Origin of the sequence: Flavobacterium luminosum, assembly GCF_023635005.1 — a bacterium.
GTDB lineage: Bacteria > Bacteroidota > Bacteroidia > Flavobacteriales > Flavobacteriaceae > Flavobacterium > Flavobacterium luminosum.
On sequence record NZ_JAMLJM010000005.1, the window covers coordinates 159,518 to 183,954 of the forward strand.

A 24,437-nucleotide genomic window follows, 5' to 3' on the forward strand; every position below is an offset into this window, starting at 1 on the left:
TGGTAACTTGTGGGTTATTTTAATTGAAACACACACAAAAAATAAATATGAAAATTACATTAAAAAGAATCAACGACGATTATCATTTTGAATTACAAAATGAACGTGGTCATAAAGTCTATTTAGATAGTAAGGCAGAATTCGGAGGTCACGATTTAGCGCCGAGTCCCATGGAATTACTTCTTATGGGGGTTGCGGGTTGTAGCGCTATTGATATTATTTCAATCTTAAAAAAGCAAAGACAAAATATAACTGATTATTATGCTGAGGTAGAAGGCGAACGCATCCCGGTAGACGAGGCAAAACCTTTTAAATCCATATTTGTAACTGTTTTTCTTGAAGGAGAAATTGATGAGGATAAAGCGCAAAAAGCGGCACAATTGTCTTTTGACAAATATTGTTCGGTTTCTAAAACTTTAGAGCCTAATGTAGAAGTAAAATACCAAGTTAAAGTAAATCAAAAATAAGATGGCAACAAATCATATAGAAACACAAATCATCAGAACGCAAACAGAGCGCTCTCAATTTCAAGAACACTCAACTCCTTTATATCTAACTTCAAGTTTCGTTTTTGAAGATGCCGAAGACATGCGTGCTTCTTTTGCCGAAGAAATAGATCGAAATATCTACAGTCGATTTTCAAACCCCAATATATCTGAATTTGTGGAGAAAGTTTGTCAAATGGAAGGAGCGGAAGAAGGTTATGCTTTTGCAACAGGAATGGCGGCTATTTATTCCACTTTTGCAGCTCTCTTGAATTCCGGAGATCACATCGTTTCAGCCGGAAGTGTATTTGGTTCAACGCACACACTTTTTACCAAATATTTTCCAAAATGGAATATTACGACAAGCTATTTTGATGTCAATCAACCCAAAACCATAGAAAGTCTGATTCAACCAAATACCAAAATATTGTATGCAGAATCTCCAACAAATCCTGCGGTTGATATCATCGATTTGGAATTATTAGGTCAAATTGCTAAAAAACACAATCTGATTTTAATCATTGATAATTGTTTTGCGACGCCTTATTTGCAACAACCCATTAAGTTTGGTGCCGATTTAGTAATTCATTCAGCGACTAAATTAATGGATGGTCAAGGTAGAGTTTTAGGAGGTGTTGTAGTGGGAAATAAAGAGTTGGTTCGAGAAATTTATTTGTTTTCAAGAAATACGGGGCCTGCTTTGTCACCATTTAATGCTTGGGTATTATCAAAAAGTTTAGAAACATTGCCTATTCGAGTAGAAAAACATTGTGAAAATGCCTTAAAAGTGGCGCAGTTTTTAGAAACTTCAGATAAGGTTGAAGTAGTGAAATATCCGTTTTTACCTTCGCATCCACAATATGAAGTGGCAAAAAAACAAATGAAATTAGGTGGAAATATTGTAGCTTTTGAAGTAAAAGGAGGCATTGATGCAGGAAGAACATTTCTAAATGCCATTCAATTGTGTTCCTTGTCAGCAAATTTAGGAGATACTCGTTCTATTGTTACGCATCCGGCTTCAACTACGCACAGTAAATTATCTCAAGAAGAACGATTGGCGGTGAGTATTACAGATGGATTAGTTCGAGTTTCTGTAGGTTTAGAACATATAGATGATATTATTCAAGATTTAAAACAAGCATTAGCAGTTATTGAATGATTGTAAATTTACAAAAGAAATATTTTTTAGATTAATTTTCTATTGATGTAATGTTTTGGTTTAAAATTTAGAAAATATTTCTTTTTCCATTTTTTTGTGCTACTTTTGCTGAGTTCATTTCATTAATGTCGTTATCACGAAAGCTGGAGGGAATAGACCCAATGAAAGCTTAGCAACCCTACACTGGTAGAAGGTGCTACATTCTATCCGCTATGGCGGAAAAGATAACTTGAAAAATTCTCCTCATTTTTCTTGATAACACTCAAAATAAAGAAGTTATCAATGTCCAAAATACAAGACGAACTCAAAAAAAGAATTTTAGTCCTCGATGGTGCGATGGGCACTATGTTGCAGCGAAATAAATTTGAAGAAGAAGATTTTCGCGGCCAACGTTTTAAAGATTTTCCATATTTACTAAAAGGGAATAACGATTTGTTGTCTATTACTCAGCCAGAGGCAGTGAAAGCGGTACATCGTGCTTATTTTCAAGCAGGTGCCGATATTGTAGAAACCAATACATTCTCAGGAACTACCATAGGAATGGCAGATTATCACATGGAGGATTTGGTGTATGAATTAAATTATCAATCCGCCAAAATTGCTCGTGAAGTTGCCGATGAATTTACCGATAAGCCAAGATTTGTAGCAGGTTCCATAGGCCCCACTAATAGGACCGCTTCTATGTCGCCCGATGTGAATGATCCTGGATTTAGAGCCATAACTTTCGACCAATTAAAAATCGCTTACAAACAACAAGTTGAAGCGTTGATTGATGGTGGTTGTGATTTGTTGTTAGTCGAAACTATTTTTGATACCTTAAATGCGAAGGCGGCTTTATTTGCGATAGAAGAAGTAAAAGAAGAAAGAAAAATCGATATTCCTGTGATGGTTTCAGGAACGATTACTGATGCTTCTGGAAGAACACTTTCAGGTCAAACCGTTGAAGCCTTTTTAATTTCTATCGAACATATACCACTACTAAGCGTTGGCTTTAATTGCGCTTTGGGAGCCGACCAATTGAAACCTTATTTGAAAAGGTTGTCTCAAAATACCAGTTTAAACATCTCTGCACACCCTAATGCCGGTTTGCCCAATGCATTTGGTCAATACGACCAAACACCTGAAGAAATGCAACAGCTAATTCGTGAATATTTACAAGAAAACTTAGTAAATATCATCGGTGGTTGTTGTGGAACCACACCGGAGCATATTAAATTAATTGCTGAGGTAGCCAAAGAATTTAAACCAAGAACTATTGAAGTTGAAGCATAATGGCAGAAGTTGACTGTAAAAAATATTTGAAATTATCAGGTTTAGAACCTTTGATTGTAACGCCGGAATCTAATTTTATCAATGTAGGAGAACGAACCAATGTTACCGGGTCCAGGAAATTTCTTCGTTTAATTAAAGAAGAAAAATACGATGAAGCCTTAGATATAGCAAGGGCTCAGGTTGAAGGCGGTGCGCAAATTATTGATGTAAATATGGATGAAGGAATGTTGGATGGGGTTTATGCCATGACCAAATTCCTAAATCTAATCGCTGCCGAACCCGATATTGCTCGAGTTCCTGTTATGATTGATTCTTCCAAATGGGAAATCATAGAAGCGGGTTTAAAAGTCATTCAAGGAAAAGGTGTGGTAAATTCGATTTCTTTAAAAGAAGGAGAAGAAACATTCATTCATCATGCAAAATTGATAAAGCGTTACGGAGCAGCTGTTATCGTCATGGCTTTTGACGAAAAGGGTCAAGCTGATACTTACGAAAGACGTATTGAAATTTGTAAACGTTCCTATGATATTTTAGTTGAAAAAGTAGGTTTTCCAGCCGAAGATATCATTTTTGATCCTAATATTTTTCCGGTAGCAACAGGAATGGAAGAGCATAGAAGAAATGCTCTTGACTTTTTTTTAGCGACTAAGTGGATTCGTGAAAATCTTTCTTGTGCACACGTTAGTGGTGGTGTGAGTAATGTGTCGTTTTCTTTCCGAGGAAATGATAAAGTGCGTGAGGCTATGCATTCCGCTTTTTTATACCATGCCATTCAACATGGAATGACAATGGGGATCGTAAATCCCGAAATGTTAGAGATTTATGATGAAATTGACCCGGTGCTTTTGGAGCATGTAGAAGATGTATTGTTGGACAGAAGAGACGATGCTACAGAACGATTATTAGATTTGGCCGAAAGTTATAAATCGGAGACAAAATCCACTGAAAAAGCAATTGCCGAATGGAGAAATAGTTCGGTTCAAGAACGATTAACTTATTCATTAGTAAAAGGTATTGACGAGTTCATCGAAATTGATGTGGAAGAAGCCCGTCAACAAGTCGATAAACCTATTGAAGTGATTGAAAATCATCTTATGAATGGAATGAATGTCGTGGGCGATTTGTTCGGTTCAGGAAAAATGTTCTTGCCGCAAGTGGTAAAATCTGCCCGTGTGATGAAAAAAGCGGTAGCTTATCTGCTTCCTTATATCGAAGCTTCCAAAGATGGTAAATCTTCCTCAGCAGGAAAGGTATTGATGGCAACCGTGAAGGGAGACGTACATGATATTGGTAAAAATATAGTTTCGGTTGTTTTGGCGTGTAATAACTTTGAAATCATTGATTTAGGGGTAATGGTGCCGCCTGAAAAAATTATTGAAACAGCTGTAAAAGAAAATGTCGATGTCATTGGTTTAAGTGGATTAATTACACCGTCACTTGATGAAATGGTGTATTTGGCGAAAGAATTGGAAAAATTAAATATCAAAATTCCAATTATGATTGGCGGAGCAACAACTTCAAGGGCACATACAGCTGTGAAAATTGCACCGGAATATCAATCGACTGTAGTTCATGTCAACGATGCTTCAAGAGCTGTAACAGTGGCCAGTAATTTATTGCAACCCGAAATGAAATCTAAATACGCTTCTGATTTAAAAGACGAATATGCAAAATTAAGAGAAGGCTACTTAAACAGAAGCAGAGAAAAGAATTATTTGTCAATTGAAGAAGCAAGAAAAAATAAATTCAAAATAGATTGGGGTACTTATCAACCTTCTATGCCTCATTTCATTGGAAGCAAGACGGTTTACGTTGAATTGTCTGATTTAGTTCCTTACATTGACTGGACGCCCTTTTTTCAATCGTGGGAATTGTATGGAAAATATCCGGCTATTTTAACCGATGAAGTGGTCGGAGAACAAGCCACAAATTTATTTGAAGATGCTCAAAAAATGTTGGCAACCATCATAGATGAAAAATGGTTTGTGGCCAAAGGGATTTTAGGAATTTTTCCGGCAAACTCAGTCAATGATGATGATATTGAGGTAGTCACTTCGGGTGGTGTCGATAAGTTTTTGAGTTTAAGACAACAATCACAAAAAACTGTTGGGGCTCCCAATATTGCGTTGGCTGATTTTATTGCGCCAAAAGATTCCAATATTCAAGATTACATAGGATGTTTTTGTGTAACCACAGGATTTGGTGTAGATGAAAAAGCGAAGGAATTTGAAAAACAATTAGACGATTACAATTCCATTTTAGTAAAAGCATTAGGAGATCGCTTGGCAGAGGCTTTTGCGGAATATTTACACGAAAAAGTACGAAAAGAGATTTGGGGTTATGCTTCGGACGAAAATTTATCCAATGAAGACTTAATCAAAGAAAGTTATAAAGGAATTCGTCCTGCTCCAGGGTACCCGGCTTGTCCTGATCATTTAGAAAAACCTACGATTTGGAAGTTACTGAATATAGAACAAGAAATTGGAGTAAAATTAACCGAAAGTATGGCGATGTGGCCTGCCGCATCGGTTTCAGGGTATTATTTTGCAAATCCTCAGAGTAAGTATTTTGGATTAGGAAAAATTCAAAAAGATCAATTGGCGGATTATGCCCAAAGAAGAAATATTAGTATTGAACAAGCCGAAAAATGGCTAGCACCCAATTTAGCAGATTAACATGAAAGTTACGCAACATATAGAAAAAGCCCAAGGCAAAACTTTATTCTCATTTGAAATTTTACCGCCGTTAAAAGGTCAAAATATCCAATGTATTTTTGATGGAATTGATCCCTTAATGGAATTTAAACCTCCTTTTATTGATGTGACCTACCATCGGGAAGAATATGAATTTAAGGAATTAGAAAATGGTTTGCTTCAGAAAAAAGTCGTAAAAAAACGCCCTGGAACGGTGGGGATTTGTGCAGGAATTCAAAATAAATACAATGTAGATGCTATTCCGCATATTTTATGTGGTGGCTTTACAAAAGAGGATACTGAAAACTTATTGATTGACTTAGATTTCCTTGGAATTGATAATGTAGTAGCGTTGCGAGGTGATGCTGTTAAAAGTGAAATCTATTTCAAACCGGAAAAAGAAGGGAATGCGTATGCATCGGAATTAGTGACCCAAATCAGTAACTTGAATAATGGAATTTATTTGGATGCAGATTTACAAAATAGTAATGCAACCGATTTTTGCATCGGTGTGGCAGGTTATCCTGAAAAGCACATGGAGGCACCAAGTATGGATAGCGATATTCACTTTTTGAAACAGAAAATTAAAAATGGTGCCGATTATATTATTACGCAGATGTTTTATGACAACCAAAAGTTTTTCGACTATGTGGCTAAAGTCAGAGCAGCGGGTATTACTGTACCTATTATCCCGGGATTGAAACCGATTGCAACAAAAAAACAACTGAATTTAATTCCACACCGTTTCAAAGTAGACTTACCGGACGATTTGATCATGGCTGTAGTAAAAGCCAAAGACAATGATGCTGTGAAACAAATCGGGATTGAATGGTGTATTGCGCAAAGTAAAGAGTTAGTAAAAGCAGGAATACCTGTATTACATTATTATTCTATGGGGAAAGCAGATAATATTAAGGCTATAGCAAAAGAGGTTTTCTAATGAAAACCTCTTTTTTTATTTTGTTTTTTCCCTAAACACACTTTCCAAATCTTTATTTTTATTTGAAAGTTGAAGCGTTTTTAGCCCATTGGCTTGAGCAAAATCAAAAATCACTGGACGCATGTCTTCAGTTGTTGTGAAAGTTAATTGCCAAGTATTACCTTGTTGGATGTAATTTGTAATATTAGGAATTTGGGTAATAAGACTTGCTTCAATGGCTTTGTCAAATTCTACTTCAATAATTTGTTCTGTTACTTCGTGAACTAAATTTTCAATCGTATTATCGGTTACAATTTTTCCTTTGTTGATAATAATCACACGATCACAAATCGCTTCGACTTCTTGCATGATATGTGTCGAAAGAAAAACCGTTTTGTCTTTACCAATATTCTTAATCAATTCTCTGATCTCTACTAATTGATTGGGATCTAAACCAGTGGTAGGTTCATCTAAAATTAAAACTTCTGGATTGTGCAATAAAGCGGTAGCTAATCCCACACGCTGGCGATATCCTTTAGAAAGTTGTCCTATTTTTTTGTGACTCTCAGGTGTTAAACCGGTTAAAGCAATCACTTCGTCAATTCGTGAAGAGTGAACTTTGTACACATCAGCATTGAAGGTTAAATATTCTCTGATGTAAAGATCCAAATACAACGGATTGTGCTCCGGCAGATAGCCTACAGATCGCTGTACTTGTTTTGATTCTGACACTACATCGAAGCCATTGACACTTGCTTGTCCTTCATTTGCAGTTAAATAAGTTGTCAATATTTTCATTAATGTCGATTTTCCAGCACCATTTGGGCCTAAAAAACCAACAATTTCACCTTTTTTTACAGAAAAGGAAATAGAATCTAATGCTTTTTGTTCTCCGTATAGCTTAGTGATGTTTTTTACTTCTATTGACATTATTAGTTTTTTACAAAAATAATAAAATTAAATTATCCCAAGGATAGGTTAAAAAAAGTTAAAATGCGTTTTTTGTTTAAAAAATTACTAAATTTGTTAAACAAAATTTTTATATCATGGCAAAGAAAATAACCGTAGAAATAAATAAGGATGCTATTGTGTCCATCTACACAGATTATGTACTAACTCATGGAAAAAAACCAAATTCTATCTATGAGTTTGCAAAAAATAATAGCATGGAGGAAGCAGAGTTCTACAAATACTTTGCCTCTTTTGAAGCTTTAGAAGAACAGTTTTTTTCAGATATGTTGCACTACACCTTAGAAATGTTGTCCAATTCTTCGGATTATGAACATTATGATGCATCACAAAAATTATCTTGTTTTTATTTCACTTTCTTCGAAGTAGCTACAGCTAATAGAAGTTTTGTCATGCATTTGTTGCAACAAGAAAGTATGCCTTTGAAGAATCTAATGAAGTTGAAATCACTGCGAAAAGATTTCTTGTCTTATGTGAAAACAGTATTAGATACTCCGTATAAAATAGAAAATCAACGAATTACCGATATTCAGAATAGAGTCGTGCACGAAGGAGCTTGGTTGCAATTCATGTCTATCTTAAAATATTGGATGGAAGATACCTCTGCTAGTTTCGAAAAAACAGATGTATTCATCGAAAAGTCAGTGAAAGCTAGTTTTGATATGGTGTATAATGTGCCTGTCGAAAGTATTCTAGATTTTGGAAAATTCATCTGGAAAGAAAAATTTGGAAATTTTAAAACAAGTAAATGAAACCTCTACAAATAAATTCTAAAAACCTATTGTTAAAAAAGGGGATTCCATATGTTTCCACTGAAAAATATAACTTAAACAAATGAAAAAGATAGATTCTATTCCAACCAACAAAGTAGAACGTGTAGCGAAATTAGTCACTACAGGGGTGAAAGTAGGTGGAAATTACCTTAAATATTACGGTGAAAGAGTAGTGAATCCTAGTTTGACTAAAGATAAACTACATGAAAATAATGCCGCTGATATATACGATGGTTTGAAAGAATTAAAAGGGAGTGCACTAAAGGTAGCGCAAATGTTAAGTATGGAGAAAAATTTATTACCACAATCGTATGTGGAAAAATTTTCTTTGTCGCAATTCTCTGTACCGCCACTTTCAGCGCCTTTAGTACGTAAAACGTTTAAAAATTATTTTAAAAAATATCCAGAAGATTTATTCGATGAATTTTCACCCGATTCTATCAATGCGGCAAGTATTGGTCAAGTCCATAAAGCAAAAAAATACGGTAAAGACTTGGCGGTAAAAATTCAATATCCCGGAGTTAGAGAAAGTATTAGTACCGATATAGCTTTGGTAAAACCAATTGCGGTTCGCATGTTTAATCTTCAAGGTACTTCCGATGAATATTTTCAAGAAGTAGAAGATAAATTAACAGAAGAAACAGATTATAAACTAGAATTACAACAAAGTGAAGCGGTCCGTAAAGAATGTGAAGTGGTTGAAAACTTAAAATTCCCAAGTTATTATCCGGAATTATCATCAGATAAAATCATCACCATGGATTGGATGAAGGGAGTGCATTTATCTGAATTCTGTAATACCGAAACATCTCAAGAAAAAAGGAATCGAGTGGGACAAACGCTTTGGAATTTTTACATGTTTCAAATTCACCAATTGAAAAAGTTTCATGCAGACCCGCATCCAGGGAATTTCTTAGTAGACGATGAAGCGAATTTAATTGCTATCGATTTTGGTTGTATGAAACAAATTCCGGATTCGTTTTATAAACCTTATTTTGAAGTGTCTACACCAAGTGCTTTGGCCGATATGGATTATTTTAAAAAGAAACTTTTCGAATTAGAAATCTTAAAATCAACAGACAGTCCAAAGGAAATTGAGTTTTTCACCGCTATGTTTCATGAATTACTGACGGTTTTTACGGAGCCTATTCACAAACCGGAATTCGATTTTGCTAATCCAGAGTTTTTCGGAAAAATAGCAGCACTAAGTGAAAAGTTTGCCAATGATAAACAACTGCGAAAAATGAATGGAAATAGAGGTTCTAAACATTTTATCTATGTGAATAGAACGTTTTTTGGCTTATATAATTTAATGTTTGATATCAAAGCCAAAATCAAAATCAACGACTTTGAAAAATACTTATCATAAAGGGAACAAATCGTATTTGCCCAGCAAGATTTGTGTCACTTGTGAAAAGCCATTTTCTTGGCGAAAGAAATGGAAAAAAAAACTGGGAAGAAGTAAAATATTGTAGCGATGCGTGCAGAAAAAGGAAATAAAAAAATCATTTGGTTCAGAAATAATTTGCGAACACATGATGCTGCTTTTTGGAATCATATTCAAGAATCAGACGAAGTGATTGCAGTGTATTGTCTTGAACCAAAATGGTTAGAACCCACTCCATACGGTTGGAAAAAAATGGAAGTTTTTCGTGCGCAATTTTTATTGGAAACTTTAGCAGATTTGCAGCAGAATTTGTCTAAAAACAATATTTCTTTTTACTTTTTTCAAACCGATGCAGTTCGCGCTTTTGAACAAATTCATGAAGTTTTTCCATTTGATACGATCATTACTCAAGCAGAATGGACGTATGAAGAAGTTGCAGTCGAACAAAAATTAAAAACAGCATTTCCAACAGTAGCTTGGAAGGTTGATTATGATCAATTTTTAATTGAACCCTCAAATTTACCTTTTTCCATAGAGCAATTGCCTGATGTTTTTACTTCGTACCGCAAGAAAGTGGAACAAAAATGGGCGGTAAATGAAGTAATTATAAAACCGAATGTGCTCTTCAAAAAAATTGAAATGCCTTTTTCTTCTACAACACCTTCAGTAGAACAATTAGGTTATGAATCTATTGTTGTCGATGAACGCTCGGCTTTTCCTTGTAAAGGAGGAGAGTCAGAAGCCTTACGTCATTTGAAAAAATACATTTGGGAGCACCAACAAATCACAACGTATAAAGAAACTAGAAATGAATTAGTAGGTATTCAATACAGCACTAAATTTTCACCTTGGTTGGCCAATGGGCCTCTGTCGTCTCGAACCATCTATCATGAGGTTAGAAAATTTGAAGACGAAGTTTTAGAAAATGATTCCACTTATTGGGTTTTATTCGAACTATTGTGGCGTGATTTTTTCAAATGTGTAAGCATGAAATACGGGAATCAATTGTTTCAACTTTCTGGGATTTTGAATCGAAATTATCGCTGGAAGACGAATGAAAAAGCCATCAATGATTGGATAAATGGAAAAACCAAATATGATTTTGTCAATGCTAATATGTTGGAACTGAAAAGTACCGGTTGGATGAGCAACAGAGGCAGACAAAACGTAGCGAGTTATTTTGCAAAAGAAATGGAGCAGGATTGGCGTATTGGGGCGAGTTATTTTGAAGCTTATTTAATTGATTATGATGTGCATTCTAATTATGGGAATTGGAATTATTTAGCGGGCGTGGGAAATGACCCTAGAGATCGAAAGTTTAATATTGACTTACAAGCCAAAAATTACGATAATTTTCATGTATTTCGCAACCTTTGGTTAACTAAAAAAGCGGTAGAGTTATGATTTTACGCTTGATTTTAGGTGACCAATTAAATAGTAATCATTCTTGGTTTCAGGAAGAAGACCAATCACGTTATTTATACGCGTTGATGGAAGTACAATCGGAAACCGATTATGTGAGGCATCACCAGCAAAAAGTAGTTGCTTTTTTTGCTGCTATGCGAAATTTTGCCGAAGAATTACAAGCCAAAGGATGTCAGGTTTATTATTTCAAAATCAATGATCAGCATAATCAGCATTCTTTTGAAAAAAACATAGCGTTGTTACAAACGCAATTCGAAATTTCAGCCATACAGTATCAATTGCCAGATGAGTATCGCTTGTATCAAGAATTCAAAAAGTTTAAATCAATTTTTTCTGTTGAAGTAAAAGCCCATGAGTCGGAACATTTCTATTGTAGTTTACAAGATATTGCCGATTTAGGGAAGGAAAAGAAATATTATTTACTTGAAAATTTTTATCGCCATTTAAGAAAGAAACACCAGATTTTAATGGTTCATGACAAACCAGTAGGTGGAAAATGGAATTTCGATTTTGAAAATAGAAATAAATGGAAAAATCAAGTGCCTATTCCAGCAGCTGTTCAATTTAATAATGATGTCACAAACATTGTTGAAGAGTTGAATGAAAAAGGAATTGTCACATTTGGGAAATCAGTAACTACATCAAATTACCCTAAATCAAGAGTCCAAGCATTGGAACAATTATATTATTTCATAAAGCATTTGTTACCTCATTTTGGGACTTATCAAGACGCCATGCATACAGAAGAAGTGTTGCTGTTTCACTCTAACTTATCTTTTGCTATGAATGTAAAAATGTTGAGTCCTAAAGAAGTGGTGCAAAAAGTAGAAGAATATTTCTATAAAAATCAAGAGCATATAGGCTTAGCGCAAGTGGAAGGATTTATACGTCAAATTTTAGGATGGAGAGAATACGTAAGAATGGTGTACTGGAATAAGTTCGAAGAAGTAAAATCCAGTAATTTTTTAGATAACAAATATCTATTGCCTGAAGTTTTTTGGACAGGGAAATCGCAAATGAAGTGTGTGACAACTTGTGCGCAAAATTCATTGGAACATGCTTATGCGCATCACATTCAACGATTAATGGTTTTAGGGAATTATGCGCTTTTAATGGAAACAAATCCAGATGAAGTGGATGCTTGGTATTTAGGCGTGTATGTAGATGCTATCGAATGGGTGCAATTACCTAACACTAGAGGAATGAGTCAGTTTGCTGATGGTGGAATTGTGGCTACAAAACCGTATATCTCATCAGGGAATTATATCGATAAAATGAGTAATTATTGTTCGTCTTGTACCTACGACAAAAAAACAAAAACAGAAGAAAATAGTTGTCCTTTTAATAGTTTGTATTGGCATTTTTTAGACCGAAATAGAAGTCGTTTTGAAACAAATCAGCGCATGAAAATGATGTATGCTTTATTAAACAAAATGGATTCAGAAGAAATAAATAAGATTAATCAACGGGCTCAGTATTTAATTCAAACCAGAAATTGTTAGATCAAAAATGAGTGTAGCGAAAATTATAGCGCCAAGAACCAATTCGGCATTTACAGAGGCTGAAATTGATAGAATCATAGAAATGGCATGGGAGGACAGAACGCCTTTTGAAGCTATTGAATATCAATTTGGAATTCCTGAAAAAGAGGTAATCCAAATCATGAGAAAAGAATTAAAACGTTCTTCTTTTAATCTCTGGCGAAAAAGAGTGAACTCGGGTGTAAGTCAAAAACATGCACAAAAACGCAATCCAGAGATTAACCGATTTAAGTGTGCTTTACAAAGACAAATAACAGGAAATAAGATATCAAAAAGATGAAAAAATATTTAATAATAGGAGGAAGCAAAGGCATCTCCAAAGAAATAGTCAAACAAATTTCTGCTCAAGGTGATTTTTGTTATGTGATTTCTAGAACAACTCCCGATTATACTTTCAATGGAACTCATTTTACTCTAAATGCGTTAACAGATGATTTACCAACAATCGAGAGTTTAGATGGGTTAGTGTATGGAATTGGAACTATTAATTTAAAACCTTTTAATAGACTTTCAGCGAATGATTTTCTAAATGATTGGCAAGTAAATGTAATGGGAGCTGTGAAAATAATCCAACATTATTTACCTCAATTAAAGAATTCGGAGCAAGCGAGTATTGTATTGTTTAGCTCAGTGGCAGCACAACGAGGCATGTCTTTTCATGCGAGTATAGGGGCAGCAAAAGGTGCAGTTGAAGGATTAGTGAAAAGTTTAGCAGCTGAGTTAGCTCCAAAAATACGTGTAAATGCTATTGCTCCTTCCATCGTAGAAACGCCTTTGGCGGCAGGCATTTTAAGAAATGAAACCATCAAGGAAAATATGGTGGCTAAACATCCATTGAAACGCATTTTACAACCTGAAGATGTGGCTAAAACGGCTGTGTTTTTATTAAGTGATACCTCGAATGGAATCACTGGGCAAATTTTTATACAAGATAATGGACTGATTTCTATCAGCAACTAAATTTAAAAGCTATGACAATGAACCCAACATTAGATAAATCAAAATTAGTCTCATTTTCTATCGATGAAATAGGAGACAACCATTTATTTACCTCTGTAGAAACACCCATGAAAGCGGATGCTTTTGCAATCTCTGATGCAGAGAAGAAAGAAAAAGTAGCCTATCATTTCAAAGAAATTATGGAAATTTTAGGTCTGAATTTAACAGATGATTCATTAAAAGGGACACCACAACGTGTGGCTAAAATGTATATCGATGAAATTTTCTGTGGATTAAATCCGGCAAATAAACCTCAAGTGGCTCTTTTTGAAAATAAATACCAATATAATCAGATGTTGGTAGAAAAAAACATTACGTTTTACTCGAATTGCGAACATCATTTCGTGCCTATTTATGGCAAAATTCATGTGGCATATATTTCAAAAGGAAAAGTAATTGGTTTGTCAAAAATTAACCGAATTGTTCAGTATTTTGCTCAAAGACCACAAGTGCAAGAACGATTGACGATGCAAATTGGTTTAGAGTTACAAGAAATTTTAGAAACAGAAGATATTGCTGTAATTGTGGATGCTAAGCATTTGTGTGTTTCTTCTCGTGGTATCAAAGACGAAAGTTCGGCAACCGTGACTAGTTATTATGGAGGAGTGTTCCAAAATGAGCAAAAAGTAATTGAATTACATAATTATTTAAAAATGTAATTTTATAGCATTGGTTCTAAATACTTTTAATATCTTTGTCATAGACATTTAGAAATACATGAACAACCTATTTGCATATTTTAACAATTTCTTCTTTTACTTCTGGTATCAGATGCGGGATTGTTATTGTGTAAACTAAAGTTGACTTAAAGTTATATATAATACAATCCCGATGTACTGATACATCGGGATTTTTTTTGATACAATATGGTAGCAATTCAGGGAATAAAAGGGTCTTTTCATCATCAAGTAGCGCAAAATTACTTTGGGGTAGAACAAGAAATATTGATCTGTCATTCTTTTCGAGAAGTAGCAAATCAATTAAAAAATAAAGAAGCGACAACAGGTGTGATGGCTATTGAAAATTCTATAGCAGGAACGATTTTGCCGAATTATGCTTTAATCGATACGTTTGATTTGCAAATTATTGGAGAATATTTTCTCAATATAGACATGCATTTTATGGCTTTACCCGATCAAAGCATTGAAGATATTCACGAAGTACATTCCCATCCGATTGCCTTATTACAGTGCGCTAATTTTTTTGAAGATTATCCACACATTAAACTGGTTGAAAGTTCTGATACCGCATTTGCCGCAAAACAAATCAAAGAAAAACAACTAAAAGGAATAGGGGCCTTGGCTGGACCTATTGCATCGGACCTATATGATTTAGAAATATTAGCTAAAAGTGTGCACACGGTAAAAAGTAATAAAACCCGATTTGTTATTCTGAAAAATAAAGATCTTGAAAAAGCAGAATTGTCAAACAAAGCTTCTTTGAAATTCGAGTTAGACGATACGCCGGGAAGTTTGGCCACGGTGTTAAATGTCTTGAACAATTGTAAGTTGAATTTAACGAAAATCCAGTCGTTGCCCATTATCGAACAACCTTTTCAATATTCTTTTTTTGTCGATGTGGTTTTTGAAAAATATAAGCACTATGAAAAAGCAAAAAAATTATTGGAGATCATGACAACACATTTTAAGGTTTTAGGAGAATATCAAGCAGGAGAACCGCAAGAATAAAAGAAAAAATAATTTTAAATTTACAGTATATTTAGAACGATGGAAAATAGTAAAGATTTAAGAAAATGGTTAGACGATTTTCAGTTGTCACATCCATTAGTCATAGCAGGCCCTTGTAGTGCAGAAACAGAAGAACAAGTATTAGAAATCGCTCATGAATTAAAGGATTCTGACGTCAGTATATTTAGAGCAGGAATTTGGAAGCCTAGAACACGTCCCGGCGGCTTTGAAGGTGTGGGAGCCATTGGATTACCCTGGTTACAAAGAGTAAAAAAAGAAACGAGAATGCTCATCGCTACAGAAGTGGCTACAGCCGAACATGTAAAATTAGCTTTGGCACACGATATAGACATTTTGTGGATTGGAGCCCGAACCACTGTAAATCCTTTTGCCGTACAAGAAATTGCCGATGCATTACAAAATACAGATAAAATAGTATTATTAAAAAATCCAGTCAATCCAGATTTGTCGCTTTGGTTAGGAGGTTTAGAGCGTTTGTATAATGCCGGAATTAAAAAGTTGGGAGTTATTCATCGAGGTTTTTCTACTTATGAAAAAACCAAGTACAGAAATAATCCAGAGTGGCAAATAGCTATTGATTTGCAAAGTAAATTTCCGGATTTACCGCTCATTTGTGATCCTTCCCACATCACCGGTAAGAGGGATATGATACAAGAAGTGTCGCAACAAGCGTTAGACTTAAATTACGATGGTTTAATTATTGAGACGCACTGTAATCCAGATAAAGCATGGAGTGATGCTGCCCAACAAGTAACCCCTTCTTCGCTGAAACAAATGTTTGTGGAACTAAAAGTACGTAAAGAAACTGATTCTGAGGATGATTATAGTGTGAGGCTTTCCAAGTTAAGAATGCAGATAGATGATTTAGATGCCAAATTACTTGAAATTTTAGCCATGCGAATGAAAGCTGCAGATTCGATTGGGTTATTAAAAAAAGAAAAAAACGTAGCCATTCTTCAAAACAATCGTTGGAACGAAATTTTAGGAAGAATGATTTTAGAAGGGGAAGAAAAAGGGCTTAGCGAAGAGTTTGTTTTGAAATTATTTAAAGCAATTCATCAGGAGAGTATTAATCATCAAGAAAAAGTTTATAAAAATTAACAACTTATAATGTTTTTTTATACTTTCGTCCAAACTTTAAAACTAATTATAGACAATGAAAAAAATTATTTTTTTAATGACTATTTTTTTCGGTTTAGTTGCGAATGCTCAAACTGATAAAATTTTCAAGCACAACGGGGAAGAAATCAATGGTAAAGTAATTAAAGTAGAAGAGTACACTCTTGTTTTTAAATACGATGGCGAAGACACAGAAAACACTTTAAGTAAGTATGCAGTAGAAAAAGTTGTATACAAAAGTGGTCGTGTAGAGCAAATGACTGACAAAATCGTAGTGAACGGAGAAGACGATTGGGAAAAAGTAGTTATTCTTGAAGATAAAGCATACATTGCTGGATTGAAAAAAGGAGATGAAGTGAGAGGTAAAACAGGATTAATTAATTTCCAAACAGGAAATACAGGAGATAAAAAAGCTGAGAAAAAACTAAAAATGGACGCAGCTAAAATAGGTTGTCCGTTTATCCTGTTAACAGCAGATAAAACTACTGTTGGAGCTAATTCTAATGCTTTGGGAGGTTCTCAAGCGATTAAAAAAGGAATTGGATATAAATACAACTAATAATCCAAAACAAGAAAAAATTAAGGCTGCTTTTATGCAGCCTTTTTTATTCTCTAAAGAAGCAATATCTTTGCATCTATGACAGGAATCGTTTATAAATCTACTGGAAGTTGGTACACCGTTAAAACGGAAGAAAATCAATTTCTGGAATGCCGAATCAAAGGAAAGTTCCGAATCAAAGGAATCAAAAGTACTAATCCCATTGCTGTAGGAGATGTAGTTGATTATGAGTTGGATACTTCCGCTGATGTAACAGTAGGGATAATAACGAATATTCATGATCGGAAGAATTATATTGTCCGAAAATCAGTAAATCTTTCCAAACAAACTCATATCATTGCGTCTAATATAGATACCGTTTTTTTGCTGGTAACTATTAATAACCCAGTAACGACTACCAGTTTTATCGATCGTTTCTTAGTAACGGCAGAGGCTTACGGTATTGAAGCCGTTTTGGTTTTTAATAAAATTGATACTTATGACGAAGCCGCTTTAGACGAGCAGTTGTACCTTCAATATATTTATTCAACAATCGGATACAAATGTTTAAGAGTTTCGGCTATCGAAGGCAAAGGAATAGAGGAACTGAAATCTTTGATGAAAGATAAAGTATCAATGTTTTCTGGACATTCTGGAGTAGGTAAGTCAACTTTGGTTAATGCCTTAGAACCATCTCTGAACTTGAAAACCAAAGAGATTTCAGATTCGCATTCGCAAGGACAGCATACGACTACTTTTGCTGAAATGTTCGATTTAAGTTTTGGTGCGAAAATTATAGACACACCGGGTATTAGAGGATTTGGTGTTGTCGATATGGAAAAACAAGAAATTGGGGATTATTTCCCTGAGTTTTTCGCTTTAAAAGACCAATGTAAATTTAACAACTGTCTTCACAAAGAAGAACCACATTGTGCGGTTAAGGAAGCTTTGGAGAATGATGATATTGCTTGGTCAAGATATAAAAGTTATATACAAATCCTAGAAGGAGAAGACGAACATTATCGTTCAGATATCTACGGAGATGGGAAAAACACAAACGAAGAATAATGAGAGCAGTAATTCAAAGAGTTTTGCAGGCTTCGGTAACTGTCAAGGGGAACAGTATTGCCTCCATACAACAAGGATTACTGGTACTGATCGGGATTGAAGATGCCGATACTCAGGAAGATATTAATTGGTTAACAGCTAAAATTGCCAATCTCAGAATTTTTGGGGACGAGAATGGTGTTATGAATTTATCTGTCAAAGAAATTGATGGAGAAATGATTGTAGTGAGTCAATTTACATTACATGCTTTAACCAAAAAAGGAAATCGACCAAGTTATATCAAAGCATCAAAGCCTGAGATAGCTATTCCGCTTTATGAAGCCTTTGTACAACAGATGGAGAGAGAATTGGGGAAAGCAATTCAAACCGGTCAGTTTGGTGCCGATATGAAAGTATCTTTACTCAATGATGGACCAGTAACTATAATTATTGATACTAAGAATAAAGAATAAAAACAAACAATAAACAACGAATGAAACTAACTAAAATGATGTTGCTAATAAATTTTTTATTGGCCGCTCCAGTTTTTCCCCAAGATTTAACTACTACGGTTTTAGGGATTCCAGCAGAACTTAAAGAAAATGCTAATAGTGTCATACGAAATCAAGAAGTGTCTGTTGAAATTAAATCCATATCACAAATGGTAATTAAAACACTTAAAACTATTACTGTTTTTAACGAATATGGAATACGAAATATTGATGCTGTTGAGTATTTCGATCAAACTACAACGATAAAAAATATAGAGGCCATTGTTTATGATTCTCTAGGCAAAGAACTTAAGAAAATTAAACGAAAAGATTTTAGTGATTATAGTGTTGCTGGAGACGCCTCGGATGTTTCTGATACCAGAGTACTAAAATTAAATTACACCCCTACAGAATATCCTTTTACTATTGTTTATCAGAGTGAAGTACAAACTTCGAATACAGCATTTATCCCTACTTGGTATCCAATAGACGATTATTTTGAAAGTGTTCAGAGATCGGTATTCAAGATTAGTTATCCATCTCATCTAGGTTTTAAGTATAAAGAAATGGATTTTGGCGACAAGAAAATTGTAAAGCATGAAACAACCAATTCTTTGCAATATTCTATTGAAAATTTGGTAGCAGAAAAACATGAAGAGTATGCACCATCGAAACCGGTTCATGTTTTGTTTGGTTTAGATAAATTTATGTTAGAAGGAGTGGAAGGTAGTGCTAAATCTTGGAAAGAATTTGGATTATGGATGAATGAAAAACTTTTGAAAGAAAGTACAGAGCTTCCTTTAGAAACACAAAATAGAATAAAAACTTTAGTAGCAAATGAGACAGATCCTCTTAAAAAGGCTGCAATTGTTTATCGTTTTGTACAAAATAAAACCAGATATGTTAGTATTCAATTAGGTATTGGAGGTTGGAAACCTATGCCTGCTAAAAATGTAGATCGTTTGGGATACGGTGATTGTAAAGCATTGAGTAATTATACTAAAGCATTGTTAGATGTAGTAGGAGTACCCTCTTATTATACAGTGATTTATGGTGGAGAGAGGAGAGATATTTTGGAGGATTTTGTTTCGATGCAGGGTAATCATGCTGTTTTATCGTTGCCCTACAAAAATAAAATGATTTTTTTAGAATGTACCAGTCAGACTCAAGCTTTTGGTTTTGAAGGTGATTTTACCGATGATAGAGTCGCCTTGTTAATCAAACCTGAGGGAGGAGAATTGGTAAGAACCAATAAGTATATAGATAAAGACAATGCCCAAGTAACCAATGGTAAAATTGTCATACACGAAGATGGCTCGATGAAAATGGAAGCACAGATTAGCTATACTGGTATTCAATATGATACAATGACACGATTTGAGTTACTTCCATTAAAAGAAACCAAAGATCATTATAAGGAAAGATGGTCATATGTGAATAACTTAACAATTGATGATCTTCGATTTGTTAATGATAAAGAGAATGTTAAGTTTAATGAAACTATAAAAATCAGTGTCCCTGAGTTTGTAAAAAAAACAGGAGCAGATAAAATGCTTTTGTTAAATGTTTTAAATCAAAATTATAAAACGCCACAACGATACAGAAACAGGAAAAAACAGTTTGAAATAGATAAAGGATATTACGATGAAGATATCATCGACATCGAGTTGCCACAATCTGAAAAAGTTATTGCTAAGCCTGAGAATGTAAATTTGGAAACAAAATTTGGGACGTACAGCACAGAAATACTATTTTTAGAGGCAAATAAAATACAATACAAAAGAAAATTACTCATAAAGAAAGGACTTTATAGTGTAGAAGAATATGAAGAATTTAGAAAATTCAGAGAACAAATAGCCAAAAATGATAATTCCAAATTAGTATTACAATCAAACAAATAACAAACATGAAAAACTTTTTTATTATTCTTTCAATTTTAGCGACATCAGGGGGATTTTCGCAAAAAGTTGAGTTAGGAAATGTAACGGTTCAAGAACTCGAAGAAAAAAAACATCCAAAGGATACTTCTGCCGTAGCTGCCATTTTATTTAAAAAGGGTACCACGCAATTCGTATATAATTCCACCAAAGGTTTTTCCACCGAGACTAAAGTGGATATCAAAATTAAAATTTATAAAAAACAGGGATATGATTGGGCTAACCATGCAGTAAGATATTATTTGGAAGGTTCTTCAAAGGAATCCTTATATTTTTCTAATGCAGTCACGTATAATTTAGTGAATAACAAAATCGTTAAGACTAAACTTAAAAGTGATGGAGAATTCGATGAAAAAGTTTCTCGATTCTGGGGACAAAAGAAAATTATGATGCCAGATGTAAAAGAAGGCAGTATTATCGAGTTCAGTTATAAATTAATCTCTCCTAATTATGGAAGCTTTAAAGATTGGGATTTTCAAACCTCAATTCCTATCAATTATTGTGAATATACTACCTATATTCCTGAGTATTTTAAATACAATACCCATATTAAAGGACATTTGACTCCTAAAGTAGAGTTAGATCAAAGAGAGAATAATTATCAAGGAACCTACCAAGAAATGGTTAATAGTGCAGGTGGTTTTAGATCTGAAAGAGGTACTTATAATATAAAATTTCAGGAAAGTATTGCAAAGTACACTATTAGTAATGTGCCAGCTTTAAAGGATGAAAATTTTGTAAACAATATTAGTAATTACATGGTTATCTTACAGCATGAGTTATCTTCTGTGAGAATGCCGGAAAGACCGTTTGAAAATTACTCAACAGATTGGGAGACGATTTGTTCTAAGATTTACCAATCGGATAGTTTTGGTTCAGAGTTGTCTAAAACAGGATACTTTGAAAACGAGATAAATCAGTTATTAAACGGAGTTACAGTTAAGGATCAAAAAATAGGTTTGATTTTCAGTTATGTAAAAGAATACATGAATTGGAACGGTTACCATGATTATTATTGTCACGACGGCGTTAAAGAAGCTTTTAAAAAGAAATCAGGAAATGTTGCTGAAATTAACCTAATGCTAGTAGCAATGTTGCGTTATGCTGGGATTGAAGCGAATCCAATTTTGGTGAGTAGTCGTTCTAATGGAATAGCTTTATATCCAAGTCGTAATGCCTTCGATTACGTTATCGCAGGTATCGAAATAGAAAATGATGTAATTCTTTTAGATGCAACGGATAAAAATAGTGTGCCGGATGTTTTACCGCACAGAGCCATCAACTGGAATGGTAGACTTATTAGAAAAAATGGATCTTCTACTAGTGTTAATCTTTCTCCTAAATTTATTTCGAAAGAAGCTACCAATATTATGGCTAACTTGACTTCTGAAGGTATTGTTGAAGGAAAAATTTTCATACAAAAAAATGCTCATGATGCTTTTAACTTTAGAAGTAAGTATGGAAAAGTTAACACCGATAATTATCTCGAAATTTTAGAAAAAAGATACGGGAACGCTGAGATATCTGAATATAAAGTAGATAATAAAACAGATTTGTCTAAGCCTGTCATCGAAACATTTTCTTTTAAAACCAATAATGAGATCGAAAAAGTGGCGGACAAATTATATATTTCTCCTTTATTTTTCTTTGTGATGAGTGAAAATCCTTTTAAGCAAGAAGTAAGAGATTATCCTATCGATTTCTCATACCCAGATCAAGATAAATTTTTATCTATAATCAATATTCCTGATGGTTATGTAGTAGAATCAATTCCAACTTCTGCTAATTTGATTTTTGGAGATGATATTGCAGGATTTAAATATATAATCAATACTAACGGAAAACAAATTCAAGTAACTTCAGTTCTAGATATTAAAACAAATATCATTTCACCAGAAGATTATGCTGATTTTAAAATGTTTTTCAATGAAATTGTAAAAAAACAAACCGAAAAAATAGTTCTAAAAAAAGCTTAATATGAATATCAAAAACGCACAATTAGAAGTTGATAATTGGATCAAAGAACACGGAGTTCGTTATTTTAATGAGTTAACCAATATGGCACAACTTACTGAAGAAGTAGGTGAAGTAGCCCGAATTATTGCGCGTAGATATGGCGAACAGTCGGAAAAAGAAAGTGATAAAAACAAAGACTTAGGCGAAGAGCTAGCCGATGTAGTTTTTGTAGTTTTATGTTTAGCCAACCAAACGGGAGTTGACTTACAGGCAGCCTTCGACAAGAAAATGGATTTAAAAACCAAACGCGATCACGATCGTCATCATAATAATAATAAACTTAAATAAGGTTTATGGCAAAAGGTTATAGGTATAAGTTCACTTGTTGATGTTGAGAATTTTTTACCATAAACCTTTTACCATAAACCTTTTACCCATAAAATATGAACTGGATTTTACTAATCATAGCCGGATTATTTGAAGTCGGTTTTGCTAGTTGTTTAGGTAAAGCCAAAGAAACTTCAGGTCAAACTATGTGGTTTTGGTATTTAGGTTTTTTAGTCTGTCTAACCATCAGCATGGTGCTATTAGTAAAAGTAACCAAAGATATTCCAATTGGGACAGCATATGCCGTTTGGACAGGAATTGGAGCTGTAGGAAGTGTTTTAGTCGGAATTTTTATTTTCAAAGAACCGGCAACTTTCTGGCGAATTTTCTTTCTAATGACATTAATTGTCTCTATCGTTGGATTAAAATACGTTTCTGAATAATGAATTTACATTTACAAAAGTCAAAAGTCAAAAATCAAGAGTTACAAGTTACAATAACGGGAAGTAAATCTGAAACAAACCGATTACTGTTGTTACAAGCTTTGTATCCAAATTTAGACATAACCAATATTTCAAATTCAGATGATTCAGAAGTGACGCAAAAGGCATTAACTTTTACCCATCACCCATCACCCATCACCCAAACCATAGACGTTCATCACGCGGGAACGGCGATGCGTTTTCTTACCGCTTTTTTCTCGATTCAAGAAGGAAAAGAAGTGTTGTTAACGGGTTCTTCTCGAATGAAGGAACGCCCGATTAAAATCTTAGTAGAAGCTTTACAACAATTAGGTGCTGAGATTTCGTATGTTGAAAATGTAGGTTTTCCGCCAATTAAAATTATTGGTAAAAAACTATCGCAAAATAAAGTGTCATTACCTGCAAATGTGAGTAGCCAATATATTTCTGCTTTGTTGTTGATTGCGCCAAAATTAGAAAATGGTTTAGTATTAACACTCGAAGGTGAAATTACTTCGGTTCCGTATATCAAAATGACGTTGGCGTTATTGAATGAAATTGGTGTACAAACTTCTTTTGAAAATAACACAATTAAAGTCAACCATCAACCATCAACCATCAACCATCAACCAATAACAGTTGAATCAGACTGGAGCTCGGTTTCGTATTGGTATTCTATTGTGGCTTTGTCTGAAATTGGAACGCAAATCACCTTATCGAGTTACAAGAAAAACAGTTTGCAAGGCGATGCTGCTTTGGCTGAAATTTATAAAGATTTTGGAGTTGAAACTTTATTCAATGAAAATAATACAATCACAATTTCAAAAGAAAAAGCCCATAACCTTTTACCTTTGACCCAAAACCTAAAAGATTGTCCCGACATCGCTCAAACTATTTCGGTTACATGTTTTGGGTTAGGAATTGGATGTGATTTATTTGGATTACACACGTTAAAAATTAAAGAAACTGATCGTCTAGAAGCATTGAAAGCTGAGTTGACGAAATTAGGTGCCGAGATTTCAGTAACCAATGATTCGTTGCATTTACAACCTTCGAATTCAATCAATGAAAATATTGCAATTAAAACGTATCAAGACCATAGAATGGCAATGGCTTTTGCACCTTTAGCACTTCGTGTTCCTATTGTTATTGAAGAAGCTGAAGTGGTTTCCAAATCGTATCCGGATTTTTGGAACGATTTAAAAGCAGTAGGTTTTCAAATAGCATAAA

The 24,437-nt window shown here is 34.2% G+C and carries 24 protein-coding genes and 1 riboswitch; of the genes, 23 read left to right on the forward strand and 1 reads right to left on the reverse strand.

Annotated elements, in window-relative coordinates; genetic code table 11:
- Positions 1-47: 47 nt before the first annotated feature.
- From NAT50_RS08330 to metF, 5 genes are all read left to right on the forward strand, one after another.
- A complete protein-coding gene (locus tag NAT50_RS08330; protein ID WP_250592799.1) occupies positions 48-467 on the forward strand; it encodes an OsmC family protein in 420 nt (139 codons plus the stop codon).
- Position 468: 1 nt separating this feature from the next.
- A complete protein-coding gene (locus NAT50_RS08335) occupies positions 469-1,644 on the forward strand; it encodes a trans-sulfuration enzyme family protein (protein WP_250592801.1) in 1,176 nt (391 codons plus the stop codon).
- 128 nt (positions 1,645-1,772) lie between these two features.
- A riboswitch (SAM riboswitch) is annotated at positions 1,773-1,875 on the forward strand.
- 51 nt (positions 1,876-1,926) lie between these two features.
- On the forward strand, positions 1,927-2,916 hold the full coding sequence (locus NAT50_RS08340; RefSeq protein ID WP_250592802.1) for a homocysteine S-methyltransferase family protein: 990 nt from the start codon (positions 1,927-1,929) through the stop codon (positions 2,914-2,916).
- Entirely contained in the window at positions 2,916-5,591 is a 2,676-nt protein-coding gene (gene metH, locus NAT50_RS08345) for a methionine synthase (protein WP_250592804.1), read from the forward strand. Before NAT50_RS08340 ends, metH begins: the two co-directional genes overlap by 1 nt.
- Position 5,592: 1 nt before the next feature.
- Positions 5,593-6,549 carry a methylenetetrahydrofolate reductase [NAD(P)H] gene (gene metF, locus NAT50_RS08350; protein WP_250592806.1) on the forward strand — a complete coding sequence of 319 codons (957 nt, stop codon included), beginning with the start codon at positions 5,593-5,595 and terminating at the stop codon, positions 6,547-6,549.
- A 15-nt stretch (positions 6,550-6,564) separates the two neighbouring features.
- Here metF and gldA read toward each other — a convergent pair whose 3' ends face one another.
- The gene (gldA, locus tag NAT50_RS08355; RefSeq protein WP_250592807.1) at positions 6,565-7,458 is read right to left on the reverse strand and encodes a gliding motility-associated ABC transporter ATP-binding subunit GldA; all 894 of its coding nucleotides are present in this window, start codon (positions 7,456-7,458) and stop codon (positions 6,565-6,567) included.
- A gap of 116 nt (positions 7,459-7,574) precedes the next feature.
- Between gldA and NAT50_RS08360 the strand changes: the two genes are divergently transcribed.
- The 18 genes from NAT50_RS08360 (at position 7,575) to aroA (ending at position 24,436) form a co-directional block, all read left to right on the forward strand.
- On the forward strand, positions 7,575-8,249 hold the full coding sequence (locus NAT50_RS08360) for a TetR family transcriptional regulator C-terminal domain-containing protein (RefSeq protein WP_250592808.1): 675 nt from the start codon (positions 7,575-7,577) through the stop codon (positions 8,247-8,249).
- An 82-nt stretch (positions 8,250-8,331) separates the two neighbouring features.
- On the forward strand, positions 8,332-9,639 hold the full coding sequence (locus NAT50_RS08365) for an ABC1 kinase family protein (protein WP_250592810.1): 1,308 nt from the start codon (positions 8,332-8,334) through the stop codon (positions 9,637-9,639).
- Between the two features lie 41 nt (positions 9,640-9,680).
- Complete coding sequence (locus NAT50_RS12390) at positions 9,681-9,770, forward strand: DUF2256 domain-containing protein (RefSeq protein ID WP_408610662.1); 90 nt, start codon at positions 9,681-9,683, stop codon at positions 9,768-9,770.
- The gene (locus NAT50_RS08375; protein ID WP_250592811.1) at positions 9,748-11,061 is read left to right on the forward strand and encodes a DASH family cryptochrome; all 1,314 of its coding nucleotides are present in this window, start codon (positions 9,748-9,750) and stop codon (positions 11,059-11,061) included. The genes NAT50_RS12390 and NAT50_RS08375 overlap by 23 nt, the downstream gene beginning before the upstream one ends.
- Positions 11,058-12,584: a cryptochrome/photolyase family protein gene (locus NAT50_RS08380; protein WP_250592813.1), complete on the forward strand. Its 1,527-nt coding sequence runs from the start codon at positions 11,058-11,060 to the stop codon at positions 12,582-12,584. The genes NAT50_RS08375 and NAT50_RS08380 overlap by 4 nt, the downstream gene beginning before the upstream one ends.
- Positions 12,585-12,591: 7 nt before the next feature.
- Positions 12,592-12,903 carry a TIGR03643 family protein gene (locus NAT50_RS08385; protein WP_250592814.1) on the forward strand — a complete coding sequence of 104 codons (312 nt, stop codon included), beginning with the start codon at positions 12,592-12,594 and terminating at the stop codon, positions 12,901-12,903.
- Complete coding sequence (locus tag NAT50_RS08390; protein WP_250592815.1) at positions 12,900-13,583, forward strand: SDR family NAD(P)-dependent oxidoreductase; 684 nt, start codon at positions 12,900-12,902, stop codon at positions 13,581-13,583. The genes NAT50_RS08385 and NAT50_RS08390 overlap by 4 nt, the downstream gene beginning before the upstream one ends.
- A 17-nt stretch (positions 13,584-13,600) precedes the next feature.
- Positions 13,601-14,281 carry a GTP cyclohydrolase I FolE gene (gene folE, locus NAT50_RS08395; protein WP_408610663.1) on the forward strand — a complete coding sequence of 227 codons (681 nt, stop codon included), beginning with the start codon at positions 13,601-13,603 and terminating at the stop codon, positions 14,279-14,281.
- A gap of 207 nt (positions 14,282-14,488) precedes the next feature.
- Positions 14,489-15,310, forward strand: a complete 822-nt coding sequence (locus NAT50_RS08400; protein WP_250592817.1) for a prephenate dehydratase — start codon at positions 14,489-14,491, stop codon at positions 15,308-15,310.
- A 39-nt stretch (positions 15,311-15,349) separates the two neighbouring features.
- Positions 15,350-16,432 (forward strand): bifunctional 3-deoxy-7-phosphoheptulonate synthase/chorismate mutase type II, encoded by a 1,083-nt coding sequence (locus NAT50_RS08405; RefSeq protein ID WP_250592818.1) that lies wholly within the window; start codon positions 15,350-15,352, stop codon positions 16,430-16,432.
- A 55-nt stretch (positions 16,433-16,487) separates the two neighbouring features.
- Positions 16,488-17,009 (forward strand): hypothetical protein, encoded by a 522-nt coding sequence (locus NAT50_RS08410; protein WP_250592819.1) that lies wholly within the window; start codon positions 16,488-16,490, stop codon positions 17,007-17,009.
- Positions 17,010-17,087: 78 nt separating this feature from the next.
- Positions 17,088-18,056, forward strand: coding sequence for a ribosome small subunit-dependent GTPase A (gene rsgA / locus NAT50_RS08415; protein WP_250592820.1), 969 nt, complete (start codon positions 17,088-17,090; stop codon positions 18,054-18,056).
- Positions 18,056-18,508, forward strand: a complete 453-nt coding sequence (dtd, locus tag NAT50_RS08420; protein WP_250592821.1) for a D-aminoacyl-tRNA deacylase — start codon at positions 18,056-18,058, stop codon at positions 18,506-18,508. The genes rsgA and dtd overlap by 1 nt, the downstream gene beginning before the upstream one ends.
- 35 nt (positions 18,509-18,543) lie before the next feature.
- A complete protein-coding gene (locus NAT50_RS08425; RefSeq protein WP_250592822.1) occupies positions 18,544-20,427 on the forward strand; it encodes a DUF3857 domain-containing protein in 1,884 nt (627 codons plus the stop codon).
- A gap of 5 nt (positions 20,428-20,432) precedes the next feature.
- Positions 20,433-22,439, forward strand: a complete 2,007-nt coding sequence (locus NAT50_RS08430) for a DUF3857 domain-containing protein (protein ID WP_250592824.1) — start codon at positions 20,433-20,435, stop codon at positions 22,437-22,439.
- A 1-nt stretch (position 22,440) separates the two neighbouring features.
- Positions 22,441-22,767, forward strand: a complete 327-nt coding sequence (locus NAT50_RS08435) for a nucleotide pyrophosphohydrolase (RefSeq protein WP_250592825.1) — start codon at positions 22,441-22,443, stop codon at positions 22,765-22,767.
- Positions 22,768-22,862: 95 nt separating this feature from the next.
- Positions 22,863-23,189 (forward strand): DMT family transporter, encoded by a 327-nt coding sequence (locus tag NAT50_RS08440; RefSeq protein WP_250592826.1) that lies wholly within the window; start codon positions 22,863-22,865, stop codon positions 23,187-23,189.
- On the forward strand, positions 23,189-24,436 hold the full coding sequence (gene aroA, locus NAT50_RS08445) for a 3-phosphoshikimate 1-carboxyvinyltransferase (protein ID WP_250592828.1): 1,248 nt from the start codon (positions 23,189-23,191) through the stop codon (positions 24,434-24,436). The genes NAT50_RS08440 and aroA overlap by 1 nt, the downstream gene beginning before the upstream one ends.
- Position 24,437 lies beyond the last annotated feature (1 nt).

Excerpts from the sequence above, each read along its gene's own strand:
- NAT50_RS08340 (WP_250592802.1), top strand. The coding sequence starts at position 1,927 with ATGTCCAAAATACAAGACGAACTCAAAAAAAGAATTTTAGTCCTCGAT.
- NAT50_RS08410 (WP_250592819.1), top strand. The coding sequence starts at position 16,488 with ATGAAAAAAATTATTTTTTTAATGACTATTTTTTTCGGTTTAGTTGCG.
- rsgA (WP_250592820.1), top strand. The coding sequence starts at position 17,088 with ATGACAGGAATCGTTTATAAATCTACTGGAAGTTGGTACACCGTTAAA.
- NAT50_RS08360 (WP_250592808.1), top strand. The coding sequence starts at position 7,575 with ATGGCAAAGAAAATAACCGTAGAAATAAATAAGGATGCTATTGTGTCC.
- NAT50_RS08365 (WP_250592810.1), top strand. The coding sequence starts at position 8,332 with ATGAAAAAGATAGATTCTATTCCAACCAACAAAGTAGAACGTGTAGCG.
- NAT50_RS08425 (WP_250592822.1), top strand. The coding sequence starts at position 18,544 with ATGATGTTGCTAATAAATTTTTTATTGGCCGCTCCAGTTTTTCCCCAA.
- NAT50_RS08330 (WP_250592799.1), top strand. The coding sequence starts at position 48 with ATGAAAATTACATTAAAAAGAATCAACGACGATTATCATTTTGAATTA.
- NAT50_RS08430 (WP_250592824.1), top strand. The coding sequence starts at position 20,433 with ATGAAAAACTTTTTTATTATTCTTTCAATTTTAGCGACATCAGGGGGA.
- dtd (WP_250592821.1), top strand. The coding sequence starts at position 18,056 with ATGAGAGCAGTAATTCAAAGAGTTTTGCAGGCTTCGGTAACTGTCAAG.
- NAT50_RS08335 (WP_250592801.1), top strand. The coding sequence starts at position 469 with ATGGCAACAAATCATATAGAAACACAAATCATCAGAACGCAAACAGAG.
- NAT50_RS08400 (WP_250592817.1), top strand. The coding sequence starts at position 14,489 with ATGGTAGCAATTCAGGGAATAAAAGGGTCTTTTCATCATCAAGTAGCG.
- NAT50_RS08440 (WP_250592826.1), top strand. The coding sequence starts at position 22,863 with ATGAACTGGATTTTACTAATCATAGCCGGATTATTTGAAGTCGGTTTT.
- NAT50_RS08380 (WP_250592813.1), top strand. The coding sequence starts at position 11,058 with ATGATTTTACGCTTGATTTTAGGTGACCAATTAAATAGTAATCATTCT.
- NAT50_RS08390 (WP_250592815.1), top strand. The coding sequence starts at position 12,900 with ATGAAAAAATATTTAATAATAGGAGGAAGCAAAGGCATCTCCAAAGAA.
- metF (WP_250592806.1), top strand. The coding sequence starts at position 5,593 with ATGAAAGTTACGCAACATATAGAAAAAGCCCAAGGCAAAACTTTATTC.
- gldA (WP_250592807.1), bottom strand. The coding sequence starts at position 7,458 with ATGTCAATAGAAGTAAAAAACATCACTAAGCTATACGGAGAACAAAAA.
- NAT50_RS08435 (WP_250592825.1), top strand. The coding sequence starts at position 22,441 with ATGAATATCAAAAACGCACAATTAGAAGTTGATAATTGGATCAAAGAA.
- NAT50_RS08385 (WP_250592814.1), top strand. The coding sequence starts at position 12,592 with ATGAGTGTAGCGAAAATTATAGCGCCAAGAACCAATTCGGCATTTACA.
- NAT50_RS08405 (WP_250592818.1), top strand. The coding sequence starts at position 15,350 with ATGGAAAATAGTAAAGATTTAAGAAAATGGTTAGACGATTTTCAGTTG.
- aroA (WP_250592828.1), top strand. The coding sequence starts at position 23,189 with ATGAATTTACATTTACAAAAGTCAAAAGTCAAAAATCAAGAGTTACAA.
- NAT50_RS08375 (WP_250592811.1), top strand. The coding sequence starts at position 9,748 with ATGCGTGCAGAAAAAGGAAATAAAAAAATCATTTGGTTCAGAAATAAT.
- folE (WP_408610663.1), top strand. The coding sequence starts at position 13,601 with ATGAACCCAACATTAGATAAATCAAAATTAGTCTCATTTTCTATCGAT.
- metH (WP_250592804.1), top strand. The coding sequence starts at position 2,916 with ATGGCAGAAGTTGACTGTAAAAAATATTTGAAATTATCAGGTTTAGAA.